The 15,985-nt window shown below is 67.9% G+C and carries 21 protein-coding genes and 3 pseudogenes; 8 read left to right on the top strand and 16 right to left on the bottom strand.

Features of this window, described 5'->3' with window-relative positions:
• Positions 1 to 74 precede the first annotated feature (74 nt).
• From OHA88_RS12665 to OHA88_RS12650, 4 genes are all read right to left on the bottom strand, one after another.
• Positions 75 to 710 carry a DUF4360 domain-containing protein gene (locus tag OHA88_RS12665; protein ID WP_328625583.1) on the bottom strand — a complete coding sequence of 212 codons (636 nt, stop codon included), beginning with the start codon at positions 708 to 710 and terminating at the stop codon, positions 75 to 77.
• 435 nt (positions 711 to 1,145) lie between these two features.
• The gene (locus OHA88_RS12660; protein WP_328625582.1) at positions 1,146 to 1,592 is read right to left on the bottom strand and encodes a GlcG/HbpS family heme-binding protein; all 447 of its coding nucleotides are present in this window, start codon (positions 1,590 to 1,592) and stop codon (positions 1,146 to 1,148) included.
• A 61-nt stretch (positions 1,593 to 1,653) separates the two neighbouring features.
• Positions 1,654 to 1,872 carry a hypothetical protein gene (locus OHA88_RS12655; RefSeq protein ID WP_328625581.1) on the bottom strand — a complete coding sequence of 73 codons (219 nt, stop codon included), beginning with the start codon at positions 1,870 to 1,872 and terminating at the stop codon, positions 1,654 to 1,656.
• A gap of 133 nt (positions 1,873 to 2,005) precedes the next feature.
• Positions 2,006 to 2,971 carry an NADP-dependent oxidoreductase gene (locus OHA88_RS12650; RefSeq protein WP_328629669.1) on the bottom strand — a complete coding sequence of 322 codons (966 nt, stop codon included), beginning with the start codon at positions 2,969 to 2,971 and terminating at the stop codon, positions 2,006 to 2,008.
• Positions 2,972 to 3,099: 128 nt separating this feature from the next.
• Between OHA88_RS12650 and OHA88_RS12645 the strand changes: the two genes are divergently transcribed.
• Positions 3,100 to 4,080: a GlxA family transcriptional regulator gene (locus OHA88_RS12645; RefSeq protein WP_328625580.1), complete on the top strand. Its 981-nt coding sequence runs from the start codon at positions 3,100 to 3,102 to the stop codon at positions 4,078 to 4,080.
• Positions 4,081 to 4,203: 123 nt separating this feature from the next.
• Here OHA88_RS12645 and OHA88_RS12640 read toward each other — a convergent pair.
• Positions 4,204 to 4,461 (bottom strand): annotated as a pseudogene (locus OHA88_RS12640) (pyridine nucleotide-disulfide oxidoreductase); the annotation flags it as partial.
• Between the two features lie 84 nt (positions 4,462 to 4,545).
• Here OHA88_RS12640 and OHA88_RS12635 point away from each other — a divergent pair.
• A complete protein-coding gene (locus OHA88_RS12635; RefSeq protein WP_328625579.1) occupies positions 4,546 to 4,962 on the top strand; it encodes a hypothetical protein in 417 nt (138 codons plus the stop codon).
• 27 nt (positions 4,963 to 4,989) lie between these two features.
• Here the strand turns inward: OHA88_RS12635 and OHA88_RS12630 are convergent, their stop codons facing one another.
• Positions 4,990 to 5,505 (bottom strand): hypothetical protein, encoded by a 516-nt coding sequence (locus OHA88_RS12630; protein ID WP_328625578.1) that lies wholly within the window; start codon positions 5,503 to 5,505, stop codon positions 4,990 to 4,992.
• Between the two features lie 243 nt (positions 5,506 to 5,748).
• Between OHA88_RS12630 and OHA88_RS12625 the strand changes: the two genes are divergently transcribed.
• From OHA88_RS12625 to OHA88_RS12615, 3 genes and pseudogenes are all read left to right on the top strand, one after another.
• Positions 5,749 to 6,129 carry a VOC family protein gene (locus OHA88_RS12625; protein WP_267008962.1) on the top strand — a complete coding sequence of 127 codons (381 nt, stop codon included), beginning with the start codon at positions 5,749 to 5,751 and terminating at the stop codon, positions 6,127 to 6,129.
• A gap of 75 nt (positions 6,130 to 6,204) precedes the next feature.
• Positions 6,205 to 7,034, top strand: a pseudogene (locus OHA88_RS12620) (IS5 family transposase).
• 70 nt (positions 7,035 to 7,104) lie between these two features.
• Positions 7,105 to 7,311, top strand: coding sequence for a hypothetical protein (locus tag OHA88_RS12615; protein ID WP_328625577.1), 207 nt, complete (start codon positions 7,105 to 7,107; stop codon positions 7,309 to 7,311).
• 916 nt (positions 7,312 to 8,227) lie between these two features.
• Here the strand turns inward: OHA88_RS12615 and OHA88_RS12610 are convergent.
• The 4 genes from OHA88_RS12610 to OHA88_RS12600 all read right to left on the bottom strand — a co-directional run bounded on the left by OHA88_RS12610 (position 8,228) and on the right by OHA88_RS12600 (position 9,826).
• Complete coding sequence (locus tag OHA88_RS12610) at positions 8,228 to 8,359, bottom strand: hypothetical protein (RefSeq protein WP_328629964.1); 132 nt, start codon at positions 8,357 to 8,359, stop codon at positions 8,228 to 8,230.
• Positions 8,360 to 8,628: 269 nt separating this feature from the next.
• On the bottom strand, positions 8,629 to 9,147 hold the full coding sequence (locus OHA88_RS12605) for a hypothetical protein (protein WP_328625576.1): 519 nt from the start codon (positions 9,145 to 9,147) through the stop codon (positions 8,629 to 8,631).
• A gap of 28 nt (positions 9,148 to 9,175) precedes the next feature.
• Complete coding sequence (locus OHA88_RS44630) at positions 9,176 to 9,529, bottom strand: DUF6300 family protein (RefSeq protein WP_443044372.1); 354 nt, start codon at positions 9,527 to 9,529, stop codon at positions 9,176 to 9,178.
• Positions 9,530 to 9,565: 36 nt separating this feature from the next.
• Positions 9,566 to 9,826, bottom strand: coding sequence for a hypothetical protein (locus OHA88_RS12600; RefSeq protein ID WP_328625575.1), 261 nt, complete (start codon positions 9,824 to 9,826; stop codon positions 9,566 to 9,568).
• 180 nt (positions 9,827 to 10,006) lie between these two features.
• Here OHA88_RS12600 and OHA88_RS12595 point away from each other — a divergent pair, with 180 nt between their 5' ends.
• Positions 10,007 to 10,600 carry a hypothetical protein gene (locus tag OHA88_RS12595; RefSeq protein ID WP_328625574.1) on the top strand — a complete coding sequence of 198 codons (594 nt, stop codon included), beginning with the start codon at positions 10,007 to 10,009 and terminating at the stop codon, positions 10,598 to 10,600.
• A 128-nt stretch (positions 10,601 to 10,728) separates the two neighbouring features.
• On the opposite strand, the gene OHA88_RS12590 is transcribed toward OHA88_RS12595, so the two are convergent.
• Entirely contained in the window at positions 10,729 to 11,172 is a 444-nt protein-coding gene (locus tag OHA88_RS12590) for a DUF6228 family protein (protein WP_328625573.1), read from the bottom strand.
• 386 nt (positions 11,173 to 11,558) lie between these two features.
• On the opposite strand from OHA88_RS12590, the gene OHA88_RS12585 reads away from it, so the two are divergent.
• On the top strand, positions 11,559 to 12,128 hold the full coding sequence (locus tag OHA88_RS12585; protein ID WP_328625572.1) for a YdeI/OmpD-associated family protein: 570 nt from the start codon (positions 11,559 to 11,561) through the stop codon (positions 12,126 to 12,128).
• A 231-nt stretch (positions 12,129 to 12,359) separates the two neighbouring features.
• Here the strand turns inward: OHA88_RS12585 and OHA88_RS12580 are convergent, their stop codons facing one another.
• From OHA88_RS12580 to OHA88_RS12560, 5 genes are all read right to left on the bottom strand, one after another.
• Positions 12,360 to 12,683: a hypothetical protein gene (locus OHA88_RS12580; RefSeq protein WP_328625571.1), complete on the bottom strand. Its 324-nt coding sequence runs from the start codon at positions 12,681 to 12,683 to the stop codon at positions 12,360 to 12,362.
• Positions 12,684 to 12,734: 51 nt separating this feature from the next.
• Complete coding sequence (locus OHA88_RS12575) at positions 12,735 to 12,986, bottom strand: pentapeptide repeat-containing protein (protein WP_328629667.1); 252 nt, start codon at positions 12,984 to 12,986, stop codon at positions 12,735 to 12,737.
• Between the two features lie 48 nt (positions 12,987 to 13,034).
• Positions 13,035 to 13,847, bottom strand: a complete 813-nt coding sequence (locus OHA88_RS12570; RefSeq protein ID WP_443044371.1) for a transposase — start codon at positions 13,845 to 13,847, stop codon at positions 13,035 to 13,037.
• Complete coding sequence (locus OHA88_RS12565) at positions 13,810 to 14,151, bottom strand: hypothetical protein (RefSeq protein ID WP_328625569.1); 342 nt, start codon at positions 14,149 to 14,151, stop codon at positions 13,810 to 13,812. Before OHA88_RS12565 ends, OHA88_RS12570 begins: the two co-directional genes overlap by 38 nt.
• A 200-nt stretch (positions 14,152 to 14,351) precedes the next feature.
• Positions 14,352 to 14,576 carry a hypothetical protein gene (locus tag OHA88_RS12560; protein ID WP_328625568.1) on the bottom strand — a complete coding sequence of 75 codons (225 nt, stop codon included), beginning with the start codon at positions 14,574 to 14,576 and terminating at the stop codon, positions 14,352 to 14,354.
• 180 nt (positions 14,577 to 14,756) lie between these two features.
• On the opposite strand from OHA88_RS12560, the pseudogene OHA88_RS12555 reads away from it, so the two are divergent.
• A pseudogene (locus OHA88_RS12555) lies at positions 14,757 to 15,978 on the top strand (IS701 family transposase).
• The last annotated feature ends 7 nt before the right edge of the window (positions 15,979 to 15,985 follow it).

The raw sequence follows: 15,985 nt of genomic DNA, 5'->3' as shown, positions 1-15,985 counted from the left end.
CATGCTGATGAGCACTACCACCGATTACGGGAGCCGTTGGCCTGGACGCACCCGCAGATCGCAGCGCCAGGAGATCACTGGCACTTCTTCCAGGCCAGGTGGTACACGGTTTGGATGCTGCCGTCCGTCGAGTCCATGGCCATGAAGCTGGTGGCGCCCGGGCTGGAGGTGCCGGGATCGACCTGCAGTTCCGTGTTGATGGTGAGGGTGCGGTCCTCTCCGCAGTGGGCGCGGTTCCGGGCGGCGATGTGCACGGTGTCGGTCGTCTGCCAGTTGTTGGTGAACCCGCCTGGGAAGTGATGGGTGAAGGTGGTGGTGTGGGCATCTCCCTGGAAGTGGTAGCTGGCGCGCTCGGTCCCTGAGGCGCCCGGCGCCAGTGACGCGAAGCCCATGTAGGTGGCGGTCACGGTTGCGTAGGTGGAGCGGTGACCGGGGACGTGCAGGAGCAGGTTGAGCTGGCAGTTCTTCTGGCGGTCGCTTGGCACCGAGCCCCCTCCCACTTGGGCTTGGTAGTGGCTGTAGGTGACGGTGAAGGTGGTTTGGTCAGGGCTGATGGCCACGGCGGCCGTCCCCGGCGGGCAGCCGGTACCGTTGGCCGTCACGCTGTCGATGGTGATCGGGGCGGGCGGCGGGGGCGGGTGGCCGCCGAAGGCCGCCGAGCCGAACAACGATGTGGCTACACCAGTCGCGGCCAGCGCGCGGAGCACCATGGGCTTCCCTTCAGTCGTCCACGGATCCCGGACGGGGGCGCTTTCCGAGCCCGACCTCCGGATTTCACATGGGCATCGCACCACACGTTGCGTGTCCGCGTACGGAAGGTGACGCTCCAGTCACTCAAACAGCCTTCAGGGGGAGACCTCGTTCACCCACGGGATAGTTGTGAGTCGTGATGGTCGGTCAGTACACAGTTCGACGGCGCTGTCCCTGGAGCGGACCGCTGAGATCGAGGAGGTCATCGTTCGCGTCACCCAGTGGGCGAGGGACCGCGACGACATCGTCGGTCTGCTCCTCGTCGGATGTGTCACCAACAACCATCATCATCGCGATCTGGCCAGGAAGCCCGGGGCTTTAGCCCAGTGACGTCGCACGTGCGTCTGTGGCTTGGCCGGCGCCCGTCAGCCACAGGCCGACCCTCCGGCGACCGGTCAGTGACCGGGCAGCTCGAACCCGAGGGCGGCGAGGGCCTCCTCGGCGGCCTGCTGGTCCTGGTCGTAGGTGCCACCGGATATCCCCAGCCCTCCGATGTACCGGCCGTTCTCGATGATCGGGTAGCCGCCGCCGACGGCCATCACACGAGGGTGGCCGCCCAGCGGCGCGATCTGCGGGTTGGCGAGCAAGTCGTTCCACGTGTGGGTGGGGATGTGGAAGGAGGCCGCGGTCCAGGCCTTGTCGAGGGCGACCTCGGCGGTGAGGAAGGGCGCGTCGTCGGCCCGGTCGAATGCCTTCAGATGTCCGCCCTGGTCGGTGACGGCGATGGACGCCGTGAAGCCGATCCGGGCAGCGGCGGTGTGTACCGCCGCGATGAGTGCGCCGGCGGCGGCCTGGGTGATTGACGAGGCGGGTGCCGACTTCTGGAGTGTCTCGGTGCTCATGATGGTTCCTTTGTTGCCGTGCTGTGCTGTGCGGTTGCGGATGAAGCGGCCGTAAGCCGGGTCACCGCAGGGGTGAGGCCGGGGTGGGGACCACGCGGGTGACGACGGTCTTCTCGGGGATCACCAGGCCGTGGACGACCGGCCCGATCTCGTTCTTCCAGCGGTCGTGCTGGTACACGGCCGCGTACAGGGCCTCGCTCTGGGCCTCGTCCTCGAACCGGCGAATCCACACGTAGCCGTCCTCGTCCTCGGCGTCGACGAAGGAGGCGGTCACGTCCATGCCCAGCGAGGGCCTGGAAGGGGATGACCACGTCCTCCATGTAGCGCACCCACTCCTCGCGGCGCCCGGGATGCGCCTGGTAGCGGCGGATCTCGTAGTACACGGTGCTGCTCCTGACTGCTTGCAGGGATGGTCAGTCGGTCACGGTGAGGACGACCTTGCCGCGGGTGCGGCCGGCCTGGACGTGGGCGTGGGCCGTGCCGACCTGTTCCAGCGGCAAGGTCTCCTCCACCTCGACGGCGACCTCACCGGCGTCGATCAGGCCTGCGATCGTGGTCAGCGCGGGACCGTCCGGCTCGACCAGGTAGGCAGTGAGACGCACGCCGGCCGCCTCGGCGGCCTGGGCCAGGTCCGGGGAGACACCGGACGGTACGGCGACCAGCAGGCCGCCCGGGCGCAGGACCTTCAGCGAGCGGGTGCTGGTGTTGTCGTGGGCGTCGCCCACGAGGTCGATGACGACGTCGATGTCCTTGATGACGTCTTCGAAGCGGGTGGTGGTGTAGTCGATGGTCTCGTCGGCGCCGAGTTCCTTGAGCCAGGGGTGGCGTGCGGCGCTGGCGGTGGCGATCACATGGGCGCCCAGGTGCCGGGCGAACTGGACCGCGAAGTGGCCCACTCCGCCGGCGGCGGCCGTGATCAGGACGCGCTGGCCGGCCTGGACGTGGGCGGTGTCGACCACGGTCTGCCAGGCGGTCAGCGCCGCCAGCGGCACGGCGGCCGCGTGCGCGTGGTCGAGGGTGGCCGGCTTGCGGGCCCACTGGCGGGCCGGGGCGGTCACATACTCGGCGTAGCCGCCGGCGGCGCGCGGGAACCACGGCATGCCGTACACCTCGTCGCCGGGCGCGAGGGTGGTGACGCCGAAGCCGACCTCCTCGACGACACCGGAGACGTCCCAGCCCAGGATCAGCGGGAACGTCTGCAGCCCCGCCATGCCCTGACCTTCGCGGGTCTTCCAGTCCACCGGGTTGACGCCGGCGGCGTGCACTCGCACCAGCACCTCGGTCGGCAGCGGCTCGGGGCGCACGACCTCCTCGACGGTCAGCACCTCCGGCCCGCCGAACTCCGTGACGGTGACAGCCCGCATGGTGTGCTCGCTCATTTTGTCCTCGCTCATGTCCGTCTCACTGTTTCTTTTGCCGGGACCGCGGCCCCGGCAAAAGAAACAGTGGCGTGTGCTCGCAGAGGCGGGTGAGTGGCCGGAGAGTCACCTGTCGTACTATTCCAGCCATGCCGCATCGTGTTGCCGTTCTCGCCCTCGACGGAGTCCTGCCGCTGGACCTGGGCATCCCGGCGCGGGTGTTCAACGAGGCCTGTGAACCGGACGGGACTCGTCTGTACTCCGTCGTCACCTGCTCCCTCGGCGGCCGGCCGGTACGCACGCACGAGGACTACCGGATCGTCGTCGACCACGACGAGTCGGCGCTGGAGACCGCGGACACCGTCGTGCTCGCCACCCAGGAGCCCGGCGAGCGCCTGCTCGCGACCGGCACGCTCCCCGAGGAACTCGCTGCGGCGCTGGACCGGATAGGGCCGCGGACCCGCATCGTCAGCCTGTGCACCTCGGCCTTCCTGCTCGCGGCGGCCGGTCTGCTGGACGGTCAGCGGGCCACCACGCACTGGGCGCTGTGTGACGCGCTGGCGCGGCTGTTCCCCGACGTCGAGGTCGATCCGGACGTGCTGTTCGTCGACAACGGGCGCATCCTGACGTCCGCCGGCGGAGCGGCCGGTATCGACCTGTGCCTGCACCTGGTCCGTCTGGACCACGGGGCGGCGGTTGCCTCGGCCGCCGCGCGCCGCTGCGTGGTGGCGCCGTGGCGCGAGGGCGGGCAGGCGCAGTTCATCGAGCATCCGGTTCCGCAGGACACCGACCGTTCCACTTCGGCGACCCGGCAGTGGGCGCTGGACCGGCTGGCCGAGCCGATCACACTGGAGGACATGGCCCGGCACGCCCACATGAGCGTGCGCACCTTTACCCGGCGGTTCCGCAGCGAGGTGGGCGGCAGCCCGCTGAAGTGGCTGGCGCAGCGGCGGCTGGCCCACGCGCGCCTGCTGCTGGAGTCCACCGACCTCACCGTCGCGCGGATCGCCACCGCCTGCGGCTTCGGCGACCCCGTCGCACTGCGCAAGCACTTCCACACGCACCTGGGCCTGTCACCACTGGCCTACCGGCGCGCCCACAACGCACCGGAGCCGATGACGGCACAGTGACCACCCAGCCGGGCCATGGCCGCGACACCTCATAGAGGCACTATCTCAGTGGCCACTGACAGCGCGGCCCAGCGTGAGCTGCTGACTTCCCTGCGCGGGTGGCTGACCAGCGAGACCACGTACGCCGGCGTCCGCCTCGACGCGAAGGAACTCCCCGTCCCGGTGGACCCCCTCGACGCGGACGGGCCGGAGGACGGGGAGGGCGTACCGCTGCTCGTAGTCGGTGAGGTACGAGGCGACATGGGCGGCGTCCGGGTACGTCTCCCCGGGCTGCGGTGGCATGAGCCGGCCTGGCAGGGAGGAGTACGCGGCTGGCGAGAAGAGGTGGAGCGAGTCCCAGGTGTGCGGCCAGGCGCCGCCCGAGGTGGGCTGGGCGTCGACCTCCGAGTCACGTGTCTACTCGGCGACGACCGACGTGATAGCCCGCCGGCTCACGGGTACCAGTACCCCGACCTGGCGCGACACATGACCGGATCCGGGCAGCTGCAGTCCCTGCTGGACAAGATCACGGCACGCGAGCAGGCAGTCGCCTCCGAGGCCGAACAGGTCCGCGCGCATATCGACGAACTGGCCGGCCGGCTGCGCGAACTGGACCAGGAGGCGGAGCATCTGCGGATCACGCGGAAGACCGTTGTCGGCTTCGCGGACGACCTCGCTGAGAAGCCAAGCCCCGTGCTGCCGGAGCATCCGGCCTACCAGCAGATCCTGGCCGCCTTCGCCGAGACGCGGCAGCCAATGCGAGCCCGCGACCTGTGCCAGGCCCTCGACCTGGACATCATCCCGAAGAACATCGAGAGCACGCGGCACAAGCTCAAGCGACTCGTCGAGCGCGCCATCCTCGCCGAGCCGGAGCCTGGTCTGTTCAGCCAGCCCCACCCGTGAGTCCGTGGCAGCTCTTCTCGCGCTGGGTCAGACGTGCTCGGCGATCACATAGACGGAGTTGACCCCGCCCGCACGAGCGACAGCGACGGAAGCGGTGACGGTTCCCTCGGCTGGTCCCTGCGCTCCGCGCCAGGAACTGCCCGGGAAGCTCCAGCCGAAACGCTGCCCTTCCCCGCCGGCGCCCCAGCTGACAGGTAGGCCTGGCGTGAGTGGCCCCACATTGAGGGTCTGAAGGAGGGACGTCAGGCCGGCGTCGGAAACCTCGAAGTGAAGGAAGAGGGTCCCCTCAGAACCGATCAGCGATTCTTCGTCATGGAAGCGCACGTCCGTCGCCTGGTCGGGCAGGCTCACGCCGTAGTGCGCAAGCACGGTTGCCAGCGAACCGTCGCCATAAACCACGTCGTCAGGCTCCCGGAGATAGTCGTGCGGGTCTGCTTCACCAGGAAGCAGTAGCCAGGCGGCGGCACCCGCCAAGAACGCGATAACGACTACGCTCAACGCGCCATACCGCCAACGGGCCGAGCCCCGCTTCCCCTCCGACATGCGCCTATCCAAGCGCGCAATGATCCGGAACGCCATCTAGGTCCTGTCGTCAAATTCCCGTCTGCCCCACTGGGCGGCCTACGGTCCTCCCCCGGCGGCCCGGCCGGGGAGGCGACGACCCCAAAACCCCTTCTCACCTGCTCGCTTCACCCGGTACGGTCTCGATCACGTTCCCACTGCGGGGAGCCCAGGAGTTCCGCGCGGTCGCCCCGGCAGTTCCCCCGTTGAGAGTAGGTTTCGTCAATGGCATGTCGTATCAGTGAGCTCGTACTCGGTTGCCGTGATCCCGAGGTGCTGGCGCGGTTCTGGTGCGAGGTCCTGGACTTCGTAGTGCTCGATCGCGAAGGGGACGACTGCTTCGAGATCGGGCCGCGCGAAGGGTTCGGCGGCCCGCAGCCGACGATCATCCTCAGTCGCAGGGACGAGCCGGAGCCGGGGAAGTCCCGGCTGCACATCGACGTCAACGCCACCGACCGCGATCAGGACGCCGAGCTCGAACGCCTCCTGAAGCTCGGGGCGCGCCCGGCTGACATCGGCCAGACCGGCGAGGAGCAGTGGCACGTTCTTGCCGACCCCGAGGGCAATGAGTTCTGCCTGCTCAAGGCCCGTCTCAACCCGCTCTGACGGCTCTGTGTCCCCGGTGCGACCCCAGAGCCTCCCGACAAATGGTGATCTCGAGTGGTGGATCATGGTCGGGTGATACGCCGCCATGAACTGTCGGATGCAGAGTGGGAGTTCGTTCGGCCGCTGTTGCCCGCCTCGTTGCGCGGGCGGAAGCGGTTGGGTGACCGGAGGGTCCTCAACGGGATCGTGTGGAAGTTCCGGACCGGGACGGCCTGGCGGGACGTTCCCGAGCGATACGGGCCATGGGCCACACTCCACACCCGTTTCCGCCGGTGGGCGCTGGACGGCACCTTCGACCGGATGCTCCGAGCCGCGCAGGCCCGGGCGGACGCGGACGGTGACATCGACTGGCTGGTATCGGTCGATTCCACCGTCGTCCGCGCCCACCAGCATGCCGCCGGGGCCCGCAAGAGGGGCTCCGAAACCCCGGACTCGGACGCTCCCGAGGCGGCCTGACCAGCAAGATTCATCTGGCCTGCGACGCCGTGGGACGGCCTCTGTCCTTCACCGTCACCGGCGGGAACACCAACGACTGCACCCAGTTCACCACTGTGATGGAAGCGATACGGGTGCCCCGCCTCGGTCCAGGACGGCCCCGGGTGCGGCCCGCCCAGGTGCTGGGCGACAAGGGATACAGCTCCCGGGCAATCCGGGCCTGGCTGCGAAGGCGAGGTATCCGCTGCACCATCCCCGAACGGGCCGACCAGGTCCGCAACCGGGCCCGGCGTGGCAGCCGGGGCGGGCGACCGCCGGCCTTCGACCGCGAGAGCTACAAGCGGCGCAACGTCGTGGAACGCTGTTTCAACCGCCTGAAGCAGTGGCGTGGCATCGCTACCCGCTATGACAAGACCGCCGAGCCCTACCAGGCAGCCGTCACCCTCGCCTCGCTCCTGATGTGGGCGTGACAATTTGAAGACACCTCCTAGTGCTCTGACCGGATTGGTTCGCCGGGTGGGATCCGGCGGGAGATTGTGCATGTTCGAAGAGAAGCTTGAAGCGCTCTCGCAGGTGATGGCCGAGCACTTGGCCATGCCGTTCCCGCCAGGCTTCCGCGGCCTGGACATCGAGGACCAGGACATGGTGATGCTTGATGCAGACGCCTACGGCTACGCCCTGGGCGTTCTCAAAGGCCCGCTTGACGAACAGCGCGGTGAAGGCTTGAACCGGCTGACAGCGGTTTGAGCTTGGGAATCACTGGGCTCGGCAGGCGTCAAAACAACATTGAGCTGCGGGAATGGGAGACACACGGAGCCGTATCGGGGTCGTAGCCGACCTTGACTGGCCGCGGTTATCCGCCTGATCGGGCACGGCTGTCAGACGAGCCGTCCCAACCCACTACTTCCCCAGCTCCCATCCCGTCCGCTGTCGGCCCACACACCGTGGAGCGGGCGTGGTTCATGGCGTCCAGGTGGAGCGCGCCACTGTACGAACGGCCTTGACGCCCCGGGCAGGCCGGCGCTTTCGCCTATTGGCGACAGCCACGAGCGCGGCGGTACAGCGGCGGCGCGGGCCGCCGCCAGGCCGTCCGCGACTGCTGCCGAGGACCAGGTGGAGTCGCGATCGCAGGGTCGCCGACAGCTGGGCACCGGACCCGCCCTGTTCTAGCTTTGGGACGCCTCCCTTCGACAACGACACAGCCGCGGACTTCCTACCCCGGACCATCGACGCCACTGCTCCCGACAGAACGGCCTGTCGACGGAGTGGGTGGCGCGTGTGCTGCATCGCCCGTCCGCCGACGCCGTGACGTCCGCAGGCCGGAAGCATGTCGCGGATTCCTTCACCAGGGACAACGCCACCGAGCACGGACCCACACCTACGAGGCTCAGCGTGGCCAACTAGAACGCCCAGTCACACCTGTGACTGAGCACGCTACTTGGCCAGCCTGGCCAAGTAGCGCGCTCAGGGCTCTGCGCCGCGCACATCGCTCGGAGGGAGCGGACTTCAGGGCGGTGTTAGGTCAGCCAGCCCAGAGGATCGGACTTGCTTGAGCACAAGGAGTTCCGACTCCTGCGGGGTCGGCCACATATCGACGAGGTAACCCGGTACGGCTGGTCCGGATGATGACGCTTCTGCGACGGGAAGTGGTCCGCCACGTCGCCTACCGCACGGCGACGTGATCCCCGGTCGACGACTTGGCCCCGGAGGTGGAGTTCCCGTAGTACGTCCACCGCCACGTCCCCGGCACGGTGGCCTTCACCGTGGTCCTGAGCGCCCCCGTACTACTCGACATCGCCTTCTTGACCGTCGAGGATCCGGTGATCAGCCTTCCGCATTCCTGCCTCCGCAGCGGAACAGGTTCGCCCGAAATTGGTGCATTCACCGCGCCGGGTCCCTGTTCTGCCTCCGCGCAAAAACTGAGCGCCAGGGGGGCCAACTATCGCGCTCGGTGGCCAACTATCCCGTTCAGTCACAGCTGGTGTGACTGAGCGCTTTACTTGGCCCGTCTGGCCAAGTAGAGCGCTCAGCCGGAGCTCGCATCCAGTGCGACCCGGCCAGAAGCTAGCGGCCCACAGTGCTCCAGTCAGCGGGGGCAGGCGGCACCGTACGGCCTGCGGTGTGTTCGCGGAGGCGCCGGGTCAGTTCGGGCAGATCGTAGGCAGGGAAGCTGACCTGCAGGAGGCGCAGGCCGAAGTCCGACGGCTGGTCCCCCTGAAACATCGCCGCGTCCATCGGCTTGATCTTCACGTCCCAGGCATCGGGGGCGGCCCAGTGGGTCATCCGCACGTAGAAGGCATCTCGCGGTCCGGCATTTGCTACGGCCGAGAGGAAGGCGAGTCCGCTGTCGACCGGGAAGTCGATGAGCATCCAGCCGCGGCGGGACTCCACCCACTCCGCCATGTGCGGCAACTTCGTTGGCCAATCCGCGTTGCTCTCGGCCAGGTCCTGGCAGCAGGTGAACGTGTCGATGCCACACTCCCAGATCGACTGGATAGCTGGTGCGAGCTGCTCGTCGATCTGGGCGTGGAGGTTGCCCACCCGGACGAGAACGGTGGGATGCGTTCCTTCGTAAGACGTCATCGCAGGAGCATAGAAGCGGAGTGCGGCATCACTGCAGGCGGAGCCCCGCAGGCCAGTTGGACCGCTCAGTCAGGCCAACTGAAGAGCACACCGGGCCAACTGCACCGCTCAGGCGGGGCCGAGGCCTCCTCAGAGGATCGCATGGGTGATCTGTGGCCGGTCCATGGGGCGAGAAGTTCTCCAGTTCGGAGGGCTCCAGCGTCTTGTGTACTGCGAAGAATGCGAGGAGCTTGTCCGCGGCCGGCTCGTCACGATCGCAGACCGGGCACAGCGTGGCCTCCCGCATGCCTGGGACCTCTTCGCAGCTGGCATTTTTCCAGGAGTGCGGGAACCGGGCTGAAACAGGCCCAGGTCCCCACGCACCGTGGGCAGTTTGGTGGATCGGCGAGTTGCAGGACGATTTCGTCGTCCTCTTCGCTCACGCGGCGCCTTGCCAGGCGTCGGGGCCGAAGGTGCCTTTGATGTCGGAGGCGATCGAGGTCGGGTCTACCAGGAATCCCAGCTCGTACAGGACGGTCCTCGCGGGCGTCTGGACTCGCATCCGTACCGGGCTCTCGCCTTTGTGCGCGGCAAGGATCCGCTTCAGCTCGGAGACGGTACGCTCGTTGATCTTGTAGGCGGAGAACGACAGCGTGACCGGTGGTCGGCCGCCGCTCTCTGCTGAGGACACGTCAAGCACTTGGATCTCCTGCCCGACACTGATGTGCCTGAGCACGGAACTTGTCACCCGACAGCTGCCCCGACCCCGCCCTCCGAGGCGGCGTGAGCAGGATTGCTGTCACCGAAGGTGCATCGTTCTTGTCACCTTGAGATCGTTTGTGGTCTTGACCCTCGACACAGACAGCCCCAAGGAGACGAGTTGCTCACGGAGTACCAGCAGAAGCTGCGCGAGCGCTACATCGCCGCCACCGTCATGCCGGCCCCGGAGCCGTGGCAGCCGGTGCTGGACCACAGGACCCCCATCGGAGGTCTGCTCGGCATTGGCTTCGCCGTCCATCCCGACAGCGGGCACGACCTCGTCATGGTCGTGTCCAGCGACGGCCATGGACTCTTCGACGCGGTCACCGGCGAGAAGATCGCCCGCGATCGGGACCCAGACCCCGACACCAGCACTCCGGACGCGTCGCCGGAGCTCACCTGCCCCGGGCTCGGCCCGATCGAGGGCACGCCGGTGCATATCGCCGGGCTCTTCGGCGGCGGCCTGCGCAGCACCACACCAGACGGCTGGACCCTGGACGTTGTCAGCCCCGAGTGGCCCCACGACCGCGTCATCCTCTCCGCCGACGGCGGGTCCCACAAAGGACCGGCGGGAGGGACGTGGTGGCACATCTTCCACTCCGAGTACTCAGAACTCCGCGCAGCCGGTTTCTCTCCCTCCGGCCTGACCCTGGCGGTCGCCACCAGCAGCGACCTCACCCTCTGGACGCGACCTGACCTCCACTTTGACGACTGAGCGGACAGCGGGACAGCAGTGGGACGGCACCCCTCCCGAGGCCGATCCACAGGTCTTGAGCATTGCTCGCCCTCCAGCTCCGAGAGCCTGAGAGCGCATGAGTGCTTGCTCCGGGGCCACTGGGACGGCTACCCCTGGCGGAAGAATTCCTGCACGTCGGCAGCGACAGTCGTCAGCTCTTCGCCAGCGTCAATCACGGTCGTCACAGTGCACTCCCAGCCGCTGGAGAAGACGTCGGCTCGCAGGGTCCAGCTCAGACACACGTGACCGCCCGAACCGAACGTCGCTGCCACGACCAGCTCGTTGTTGACCCAAGACCGCTCGCCCTCCCAACCGCGGAAGTCGCGCGCAAGACCGTCGAGAAACTCGGTCAGGTATCCCGCCCGGTCCCAGGCACTCACGGTCACGGCCCCGATCCGTGCGCGCAGGCCGTCATCGACAGCCTCCACGGCGAATACGACCTCGAACTCATCTGTCCGCGACCAGTCGAACAACCGGATAGAGGGCGCTTGCGACCCCGCCCCCCGAACGACGAGCTCGACCTGCCCAGGAACCACCTCGATCAGACCCACCCACTGAGGATAAGGACGCCAACACGGCCTGGTCATCGCCATTACGACGCGGTGCTACGTCCCGTCGACCTTGGGGGTCCACCCTCAGATCCCTGCCAGGAGCGTCACGGTCAGTAGGGATTCCGGAGCCAGATTGATCAACTGGCGACAGTTGAATACGCGAGCCCACCAGTATCAACCCCCGAGAGGCCCGTGAGTTCGCGGAAACTGAAGGTTCTTCAGCTTGAACCCGAGGGTGGATTGCCCTGATTCTGGTGGGTGGCCCCGTGGGTTCGCGGTCGACTCACGGGGATGTCTCGGTGGCCTGCTCCAGCAGGGCCCGTGCGGAGTCCGCGGACTGGAACGCGTGCCCCGGCGCCGGGCCGGTGGCCGCATAGCATGGGGCCATGGACGAGATCGGCGGTGTCGAGGTCGTGGCCTTCGCGGACGGCGAGGCGTTCGACGGCTGGTTGGCGGCTCACCACGCACGGCACGACGGCGTGTGGGTCAAGGTCGCCAAGAAGGGCTCCGGGATCGCGTCCGTGACAGCCGACGAACTGGTCGACGCGGGGCTGTGCTGGGGCTGGATCTCGGGTCAGCGCCGGTCGCTCGACGCTTCGTACTACCTGCAGAAGTATGTGCCGCGGCGCCCCAAGAGCCTGTGGTCGCAAGTAAACGTCGACAAGGTCGCCGCGCTGGCGGCCGCGGGCCGGATGCGCGAGCCGGGCTTGGCGGAGGTACGCAAGGCGCAGGCGGACGGACGTTGGGCCGCGGCATACGCGCCGCAGTCGACGGCCGCAGTGCCCGACGAACTGGCGGCGGCGCTGGCGGCGGATGCCCGGGCGACAAAAGCCTTCGGGGCACTCGACAAGACCGCGAAGTACTTGGTGCTTCTGCCCTTGCTCCAAGCTCGAACTCCCGAGGGGCGCCAAGCCGCAGTGGAGCGCGCGGTGCGGGCGTTGGCCGCCGACGGGTAGGGCGCGGTGTCAAAGGCTCAGGCCGCTCAGGCGGTTCCGCCAGCGGCGCCGAGGCCCTGGGGGCGTCCGACGGGAAGCCGGCCGCAATGCAGGCGTCGCAGTACGCCCGCCCCTGGGGGTCGGCCCGGAGCGAGGTCCCTCGTACGCTTCGCTTTCTCGACCGGATGGACAAGCTGGTTGGCATGCCTGTTGCCGGGACCGTCGTCAAGTGGGGGACGGGAGCGGCATCGGCTAGGCCTTGCTGGTCAGCGCCTGGGAGCGTGCCAACCGGCCGCCGCTCGGCGCATCACGTAGCACCTTCCCGAAGTACGCGTCGGCGTCGGACGGCTCCATGTCCCACAGCGGCCGGCCGAACCAGGTCCTGATCTGGTCCAGGTGTCCGACGTCTCCGCAGATCGTGCTGTCCGCCAGACCTGCGGAAGTGCGGGCGAGGACGAACCCGGACCACGCATCGGTCTCGAACTGCTCCAGCTCTTCCGCCGATGCGGGCGCCCAGTGCTCGCGCAGGCCCCGTACGACTGCCGGCGCCGCAGACCCGAGCCTCCTCGCCTTCATCCCGACTACGGATCGGTCGGACGGGATGAGAGCGCTTCAGGAATCCCGAAGTTACAAGCGCACTTTACGGGCCGCGATCTCCAGCGTCACCGGCACCTCGAACACCGCACCAGACAGATCAACCACCCTGGCACACACCACCGGCCCGAACCGGGGCATCAGCGCAAAGTGGCCGCTGAACCTGGCTGGTCCGGAGAACTGTGCATCGTCGAACCTGGTTGTGGCTGAGAACTGTGCTCTGGTGAACCTGACGATCTCGGAGAACCTCGCGTGAGTGAACCAGGCTAAGGGCTGTCCCGCAATTGATCTGAGGCGTCCTGGAGCGAGTCGTGTGCTGGGGTGGCGGTTCGACTACGCGGCCTGGTTGAGGTTGTGCAGGCGTGCGATGCCGAGCATGGCGTGGTGGACGCCGTCGCCCTTGAGGCGGCAGTCGCGCAGGATCTTCCAGGTCTTCATGCGAGCGAAGACGTGCTCGACGCGGGCCCGGACCTGCTTGTGGGAGCGGTTGTGCTCCTGCTTCCACTGGCAGAGCTCGCCGCCGGCCGGGCGGCGGTGCGGGATGACCGGCCCGGTGCCCGGATAGCCGCCGTCGGCGATTGCGGTGGTCCGGCCGACGGCGGCCTTTGCCCCGGACTCGGCCCACGCCTTGCAGTCGTTGCGATAGCCGGGCACTGGCCGACCTACTGCGACGACCAGGCGGGTGTCGGCGTCGATGACGGCCTGGTGATTGGTGGAGTACCGATAGTTCTTCGACTTCTCGGCGATGCTGTGGTCGCGGGTGGGGACCAGCGTGCCGTCCACGATGAGCACGGTGTCGTTCCGAAACCGCTGCCGTTGCTTGAGTGCGAGCAGGGGGCCGAGGTGGTCGATGACGCGGTCTGCAGTGGACTTCGAGATGCCGAACAGCGGCGCGAGCTGGCGCAGGGTCAGGTTCGTGCGCCAGTAGGCCGCGACCAGGAGCGCACGGTCCTCCAGGGGTAGCGACCAGGGGCGTCCCGGGCGCACCGCGTCGGCACCCTCGCGCCGCAACATCGTGATCAGCTTGCCGAATGCGCGAGGGCTCAGCCCCGTGAACGGGGCTATCCAAGACGGCTCCGACGCCGTGATCACACCAGCCGTTTGGAGATCATTCCACTGCTTCGGGGCCTCCCTGCGTGAACCCAGCACGGCAGCCCTCGACCTGGTCGGCGACCCGTTCCAGGAACCAGCGCATGACCTCGTAGGGGATGACGTGCTCGTCAGGGCTGTGGATGCGGACGGTCGGCTCCAGATCCGGATCCTCATCCGGGACCACCGCGACCAGGAAGGCAGCGCCAGGCAAGTGGGTCTCTGCATCCGGGATCTCTGCCCAAGCCGCCGGTGCAGGCACGGCCTCGCTCAGCTCCACGCACCACGCGTCGTCGGGCAAGGCGTAGTGGAACTGGACGGCATAGTGACGGCCTGCATGTTCTCTCAGCTCTGCTGGCATGTCCGCAGGCTGTCATAGCTGTCGGGCCAGAGTCGCGCGGATATCCGGCGGAGCACTCCGCCCGCCCCCCAGAGCCTCACGCGCGCAGCGCGAACAGTAGTTGCGGGACAGCCCTTAGTACGGCAGTTGTGTCGTGATCTTGTCCACGGGCGGCCAGGGCGTTCTCGCCATCGCGATGCTGAGACTCGCTCGACGGGCTGCTATCCCGCCGACCCACATGCCGGGTCCTCTGCGCCGTCGACGACCGAGCGAACGCACCGCATCCAGTCCTCCCAGGCAGCGGGGTCCGTTGTCCTGCCGTCCGCCTCGATGCCGATGTCGCCCAGGAGCGTGAGAAGGTCGTCCCCGGCGCGGTTCGTGAACTGCCACACGAACCGCGACATGGCTACGAAGGCTTCGCGCTCGTTCAACTCGTAGCGACTCATCAGGGCTCTCTAGCGTCGGGCGGAGCCCAGTAATCCAGGGCCGGGAATCGTGATCTCTCGCCTGGGCAATCGTGCGGCCACCGAAGATCATCGTGGTTTGTGAAGAGAACGAGGGATCAAGCAGTGGCCGCAGGTCACAGCGTAGACGTTGAACAATGGCAGGCGATGTTCGAGAGCCTGATGGACCGTGTCGCAGGTCGGTTCTCCCGGGTGGAACCCCGCCGCCGGGCCCGCTCATTGGTACTGGGTCTGCTGTCGGACTTGCCACGCAAGAACTGCTGGACGATCGCCGAACACGTCGGGGACCCCACCCCGCACGGGATGCAGCACCTACTGGACCGTGCCAAGTGGGACGCCGACGCGGTCCGCGACGACATTCGCACCTACGTGGTGGACCACCTGCGCGACGGGGAAGGGGTCCTCGTCGTGGACGAGACCGGTGACCTGAAGAAGGGCACCGCGACGGTCGGAGTGCAGCGCCAGTACACCGGCACCGCGGGCAGGATCGAGAATGCCCAGGTCGCGGTCTACCTGGTCTACTCCGCGCAGACCGGACACGCCGCCATCGACCGGGAGTTGTACGTCCCGCGCTCCTGGACCGAGGACCGCGAGCGGTCCGCGTCGGCCGGCAGCCCCGCCGATGTTGGCTTCGCCACCGTGCCCGCTCCAGCCGCAGAGATGATCGCCCCGCACCCTGGACTCCGGCGTCCCGGCGCGCTGGGTGGCCGGCAACGAGGTCTACGGGGGCAACCCGACTCTTCGCACCGAGCTGGAACAGCGTGAGGTCGGCTACGTCCTCGCCGTCGCCTGCGACCACCAGATCGCCACGAAGCGAGGAAAATTGCGGGCGGCTGCCCTGGTCAAGAAGATGCCCAGGCGGGCCTGGCAGAAGCTCTCGGCCGGGACCGGGGCGAACGGCCACCGCTTCTACAACTGGGCCGTGGTCTGCATTGCCGACGACCGCCCCGGACACAACCAGGTCCTGGTCCGCCGAAACCGGCGCACAGGCGAACTCGCCTTCTACCGCTGCTATTCATCCACCGCCGTGCCACTGTCCACGCTCGTAGGGGTGGCGGTCGAGGAGACCTTCCAGTCGGGAAAGTGACCGGACTGGACGAGCACCAGGTCCGCCGGTGGACGTCGTGGCACCGCTGGGCCACCCTCGCGATGCTCGCGCACGCCTTCCTCGCCGTCGCCACCGCAGACGCACGCACTCACCGGCACCCACCAGACGGACTGATCCCGTTGACCAGCGACGAGATCGCGCACCTGTTCAACACTCTGATCGTGCGGCCCCCCCCACGCCGCAGCGCACCGCCTCCGCTGGTCCCACTGGCGACGACGCCACCAGGCCCGAGCCCGTGACAGCCACTACCTGCGACAAGCAGCAGCTCAACCATGATCACGAT

Source organism: Streptomyces sp. NBC_00353 (assembly GCF_036108815.1).
Classification (GTDB): domain Bacteria; phylum Actinomycetota; class Actinomycetes; order Streptomycetales; family Streptomycetaceae; genus Streptomyces.
Note: the sequence above shows the minus strand (reverse complement) of the source record. Positions and strands in the feature narration are given on the sequence as shown.

What these genes read in the sequence shown, in the direction of transcription:
- OHA88_RS12665 (WP_328625583.1), bottom strand. Translation starts at nt 710, where the DNA reads ATGGTGCTCCGCGCGCTGGCCGCGACTGGTGTAGCCACATCGTTGTTC.
- OHA88_RS12660 (WP_328625582.1), bottom strand. Translation starts at nt 1,592, where the DNA reads ATGAGCACCGAGACACTCCAGAAGTCGGCACCCGCCTCGTCAATCACC.
- OHA88_RS12655 (WP_328625581.1), bottom strand. Translation starts at nt 1,872, where the DNA reads ATGGACGTGACCGCCTCCTTCGTCGACGCCGAGGACGAGGACGGCTAC.
- OHA88_RS12650 (WP_328629669.1), bottom strand. Translation starts at nt 2,971, where the DNA reads ATGAGCGAGCACACCATGCGGGCTGTCACCGTCACGGAGTTCGGCGGG.
- OHA88_RS12645 (WP_328625580.1), top strand. Translation starts at nt 3,100, where the DNA reads ATGCCGCATCGTGTTGCCGTTCTCGCCCTCGACGGAGTCCTGCCGCTG.
- OHA88_RS12635 (WP_328625579.1), top strand. Translation starts at nt 4,546, where the DNA reads ATGACCGGATCCGGGCAGCTGCAGTCCCTGCTGGACAAGATCACGGCA.
- OHA88_RS12630 (WP_328625578.1), bottom strand. Translation starts at nt 5,505, where the DNA reads ATGTCGGAGGGGAAGCGGGGCTCGGCCCGTTGGCGGTATGGCGCGTTG.
- OHA88_RS12625 (WP_267008962.1), top strand. Translation starts at nt 5,749, where the DNA reads ATGGCATGTCGTATCAGTGAGCTCGTACTCGGTTGCCGTGATCCCGAG.
- OHA88_RS12615 (WP_328625577.1), top strand. Translation starts at nt 7,105, where the DNA reads ATGTTCGAAGAGAAGCTTGAAGCGCTCTCGCAGGTGATGGCCGAGCAC.
- OHA88_RS12610 (WP_328629964.1), bottom strand. Translation starts at nt 8,359, where the DNA reads ATGTCGAGTAGTACGGGGGCGCTCAGGACCACGGTGAAGGCCACCGTG.
- OHA88_RS12605 (WP_328625576.1), bottom strand. Translation starts at nt 9,147, where the DNA reads ATGACGTCTTACGAAGGAACGCATCCCACCGTTCTCGTCCGGGTGGGC.
- OHA88_RS12585 (WP_328625572.1), top strand. Translation starts at nt 11,559, where the DNA reads ATGGACGAGATCGGCGGTGTCGAGGTCGTGGCCTTCGCGGACGGCGAG.
- OHA88_RS12580 (WP_328625571.1), bottom strand. Translation starts at nt 12,683, where the DNA reads ATGAAGGCGAGGAGGCTCGGGTCTGCGGCGCCGGCAGTCGTACGGGGC.
- OHA88_RS12565 (WP_328625569.1), bottom strand. Translation starts at nt 14,151, where the DNA reads ATGCCAGCAGAGCTGAGAGAACATGCAGGCCGTCACTATGCCGTCCAG.
- OHA88_RS12560 (WP_328625568.1), bottom strand. Translation starts at nt 14,576, where the DNA reads ATGAGTCGCTACGAGTTGAACGAGCGCGAAGCCTTCGTAGCCATGTCG.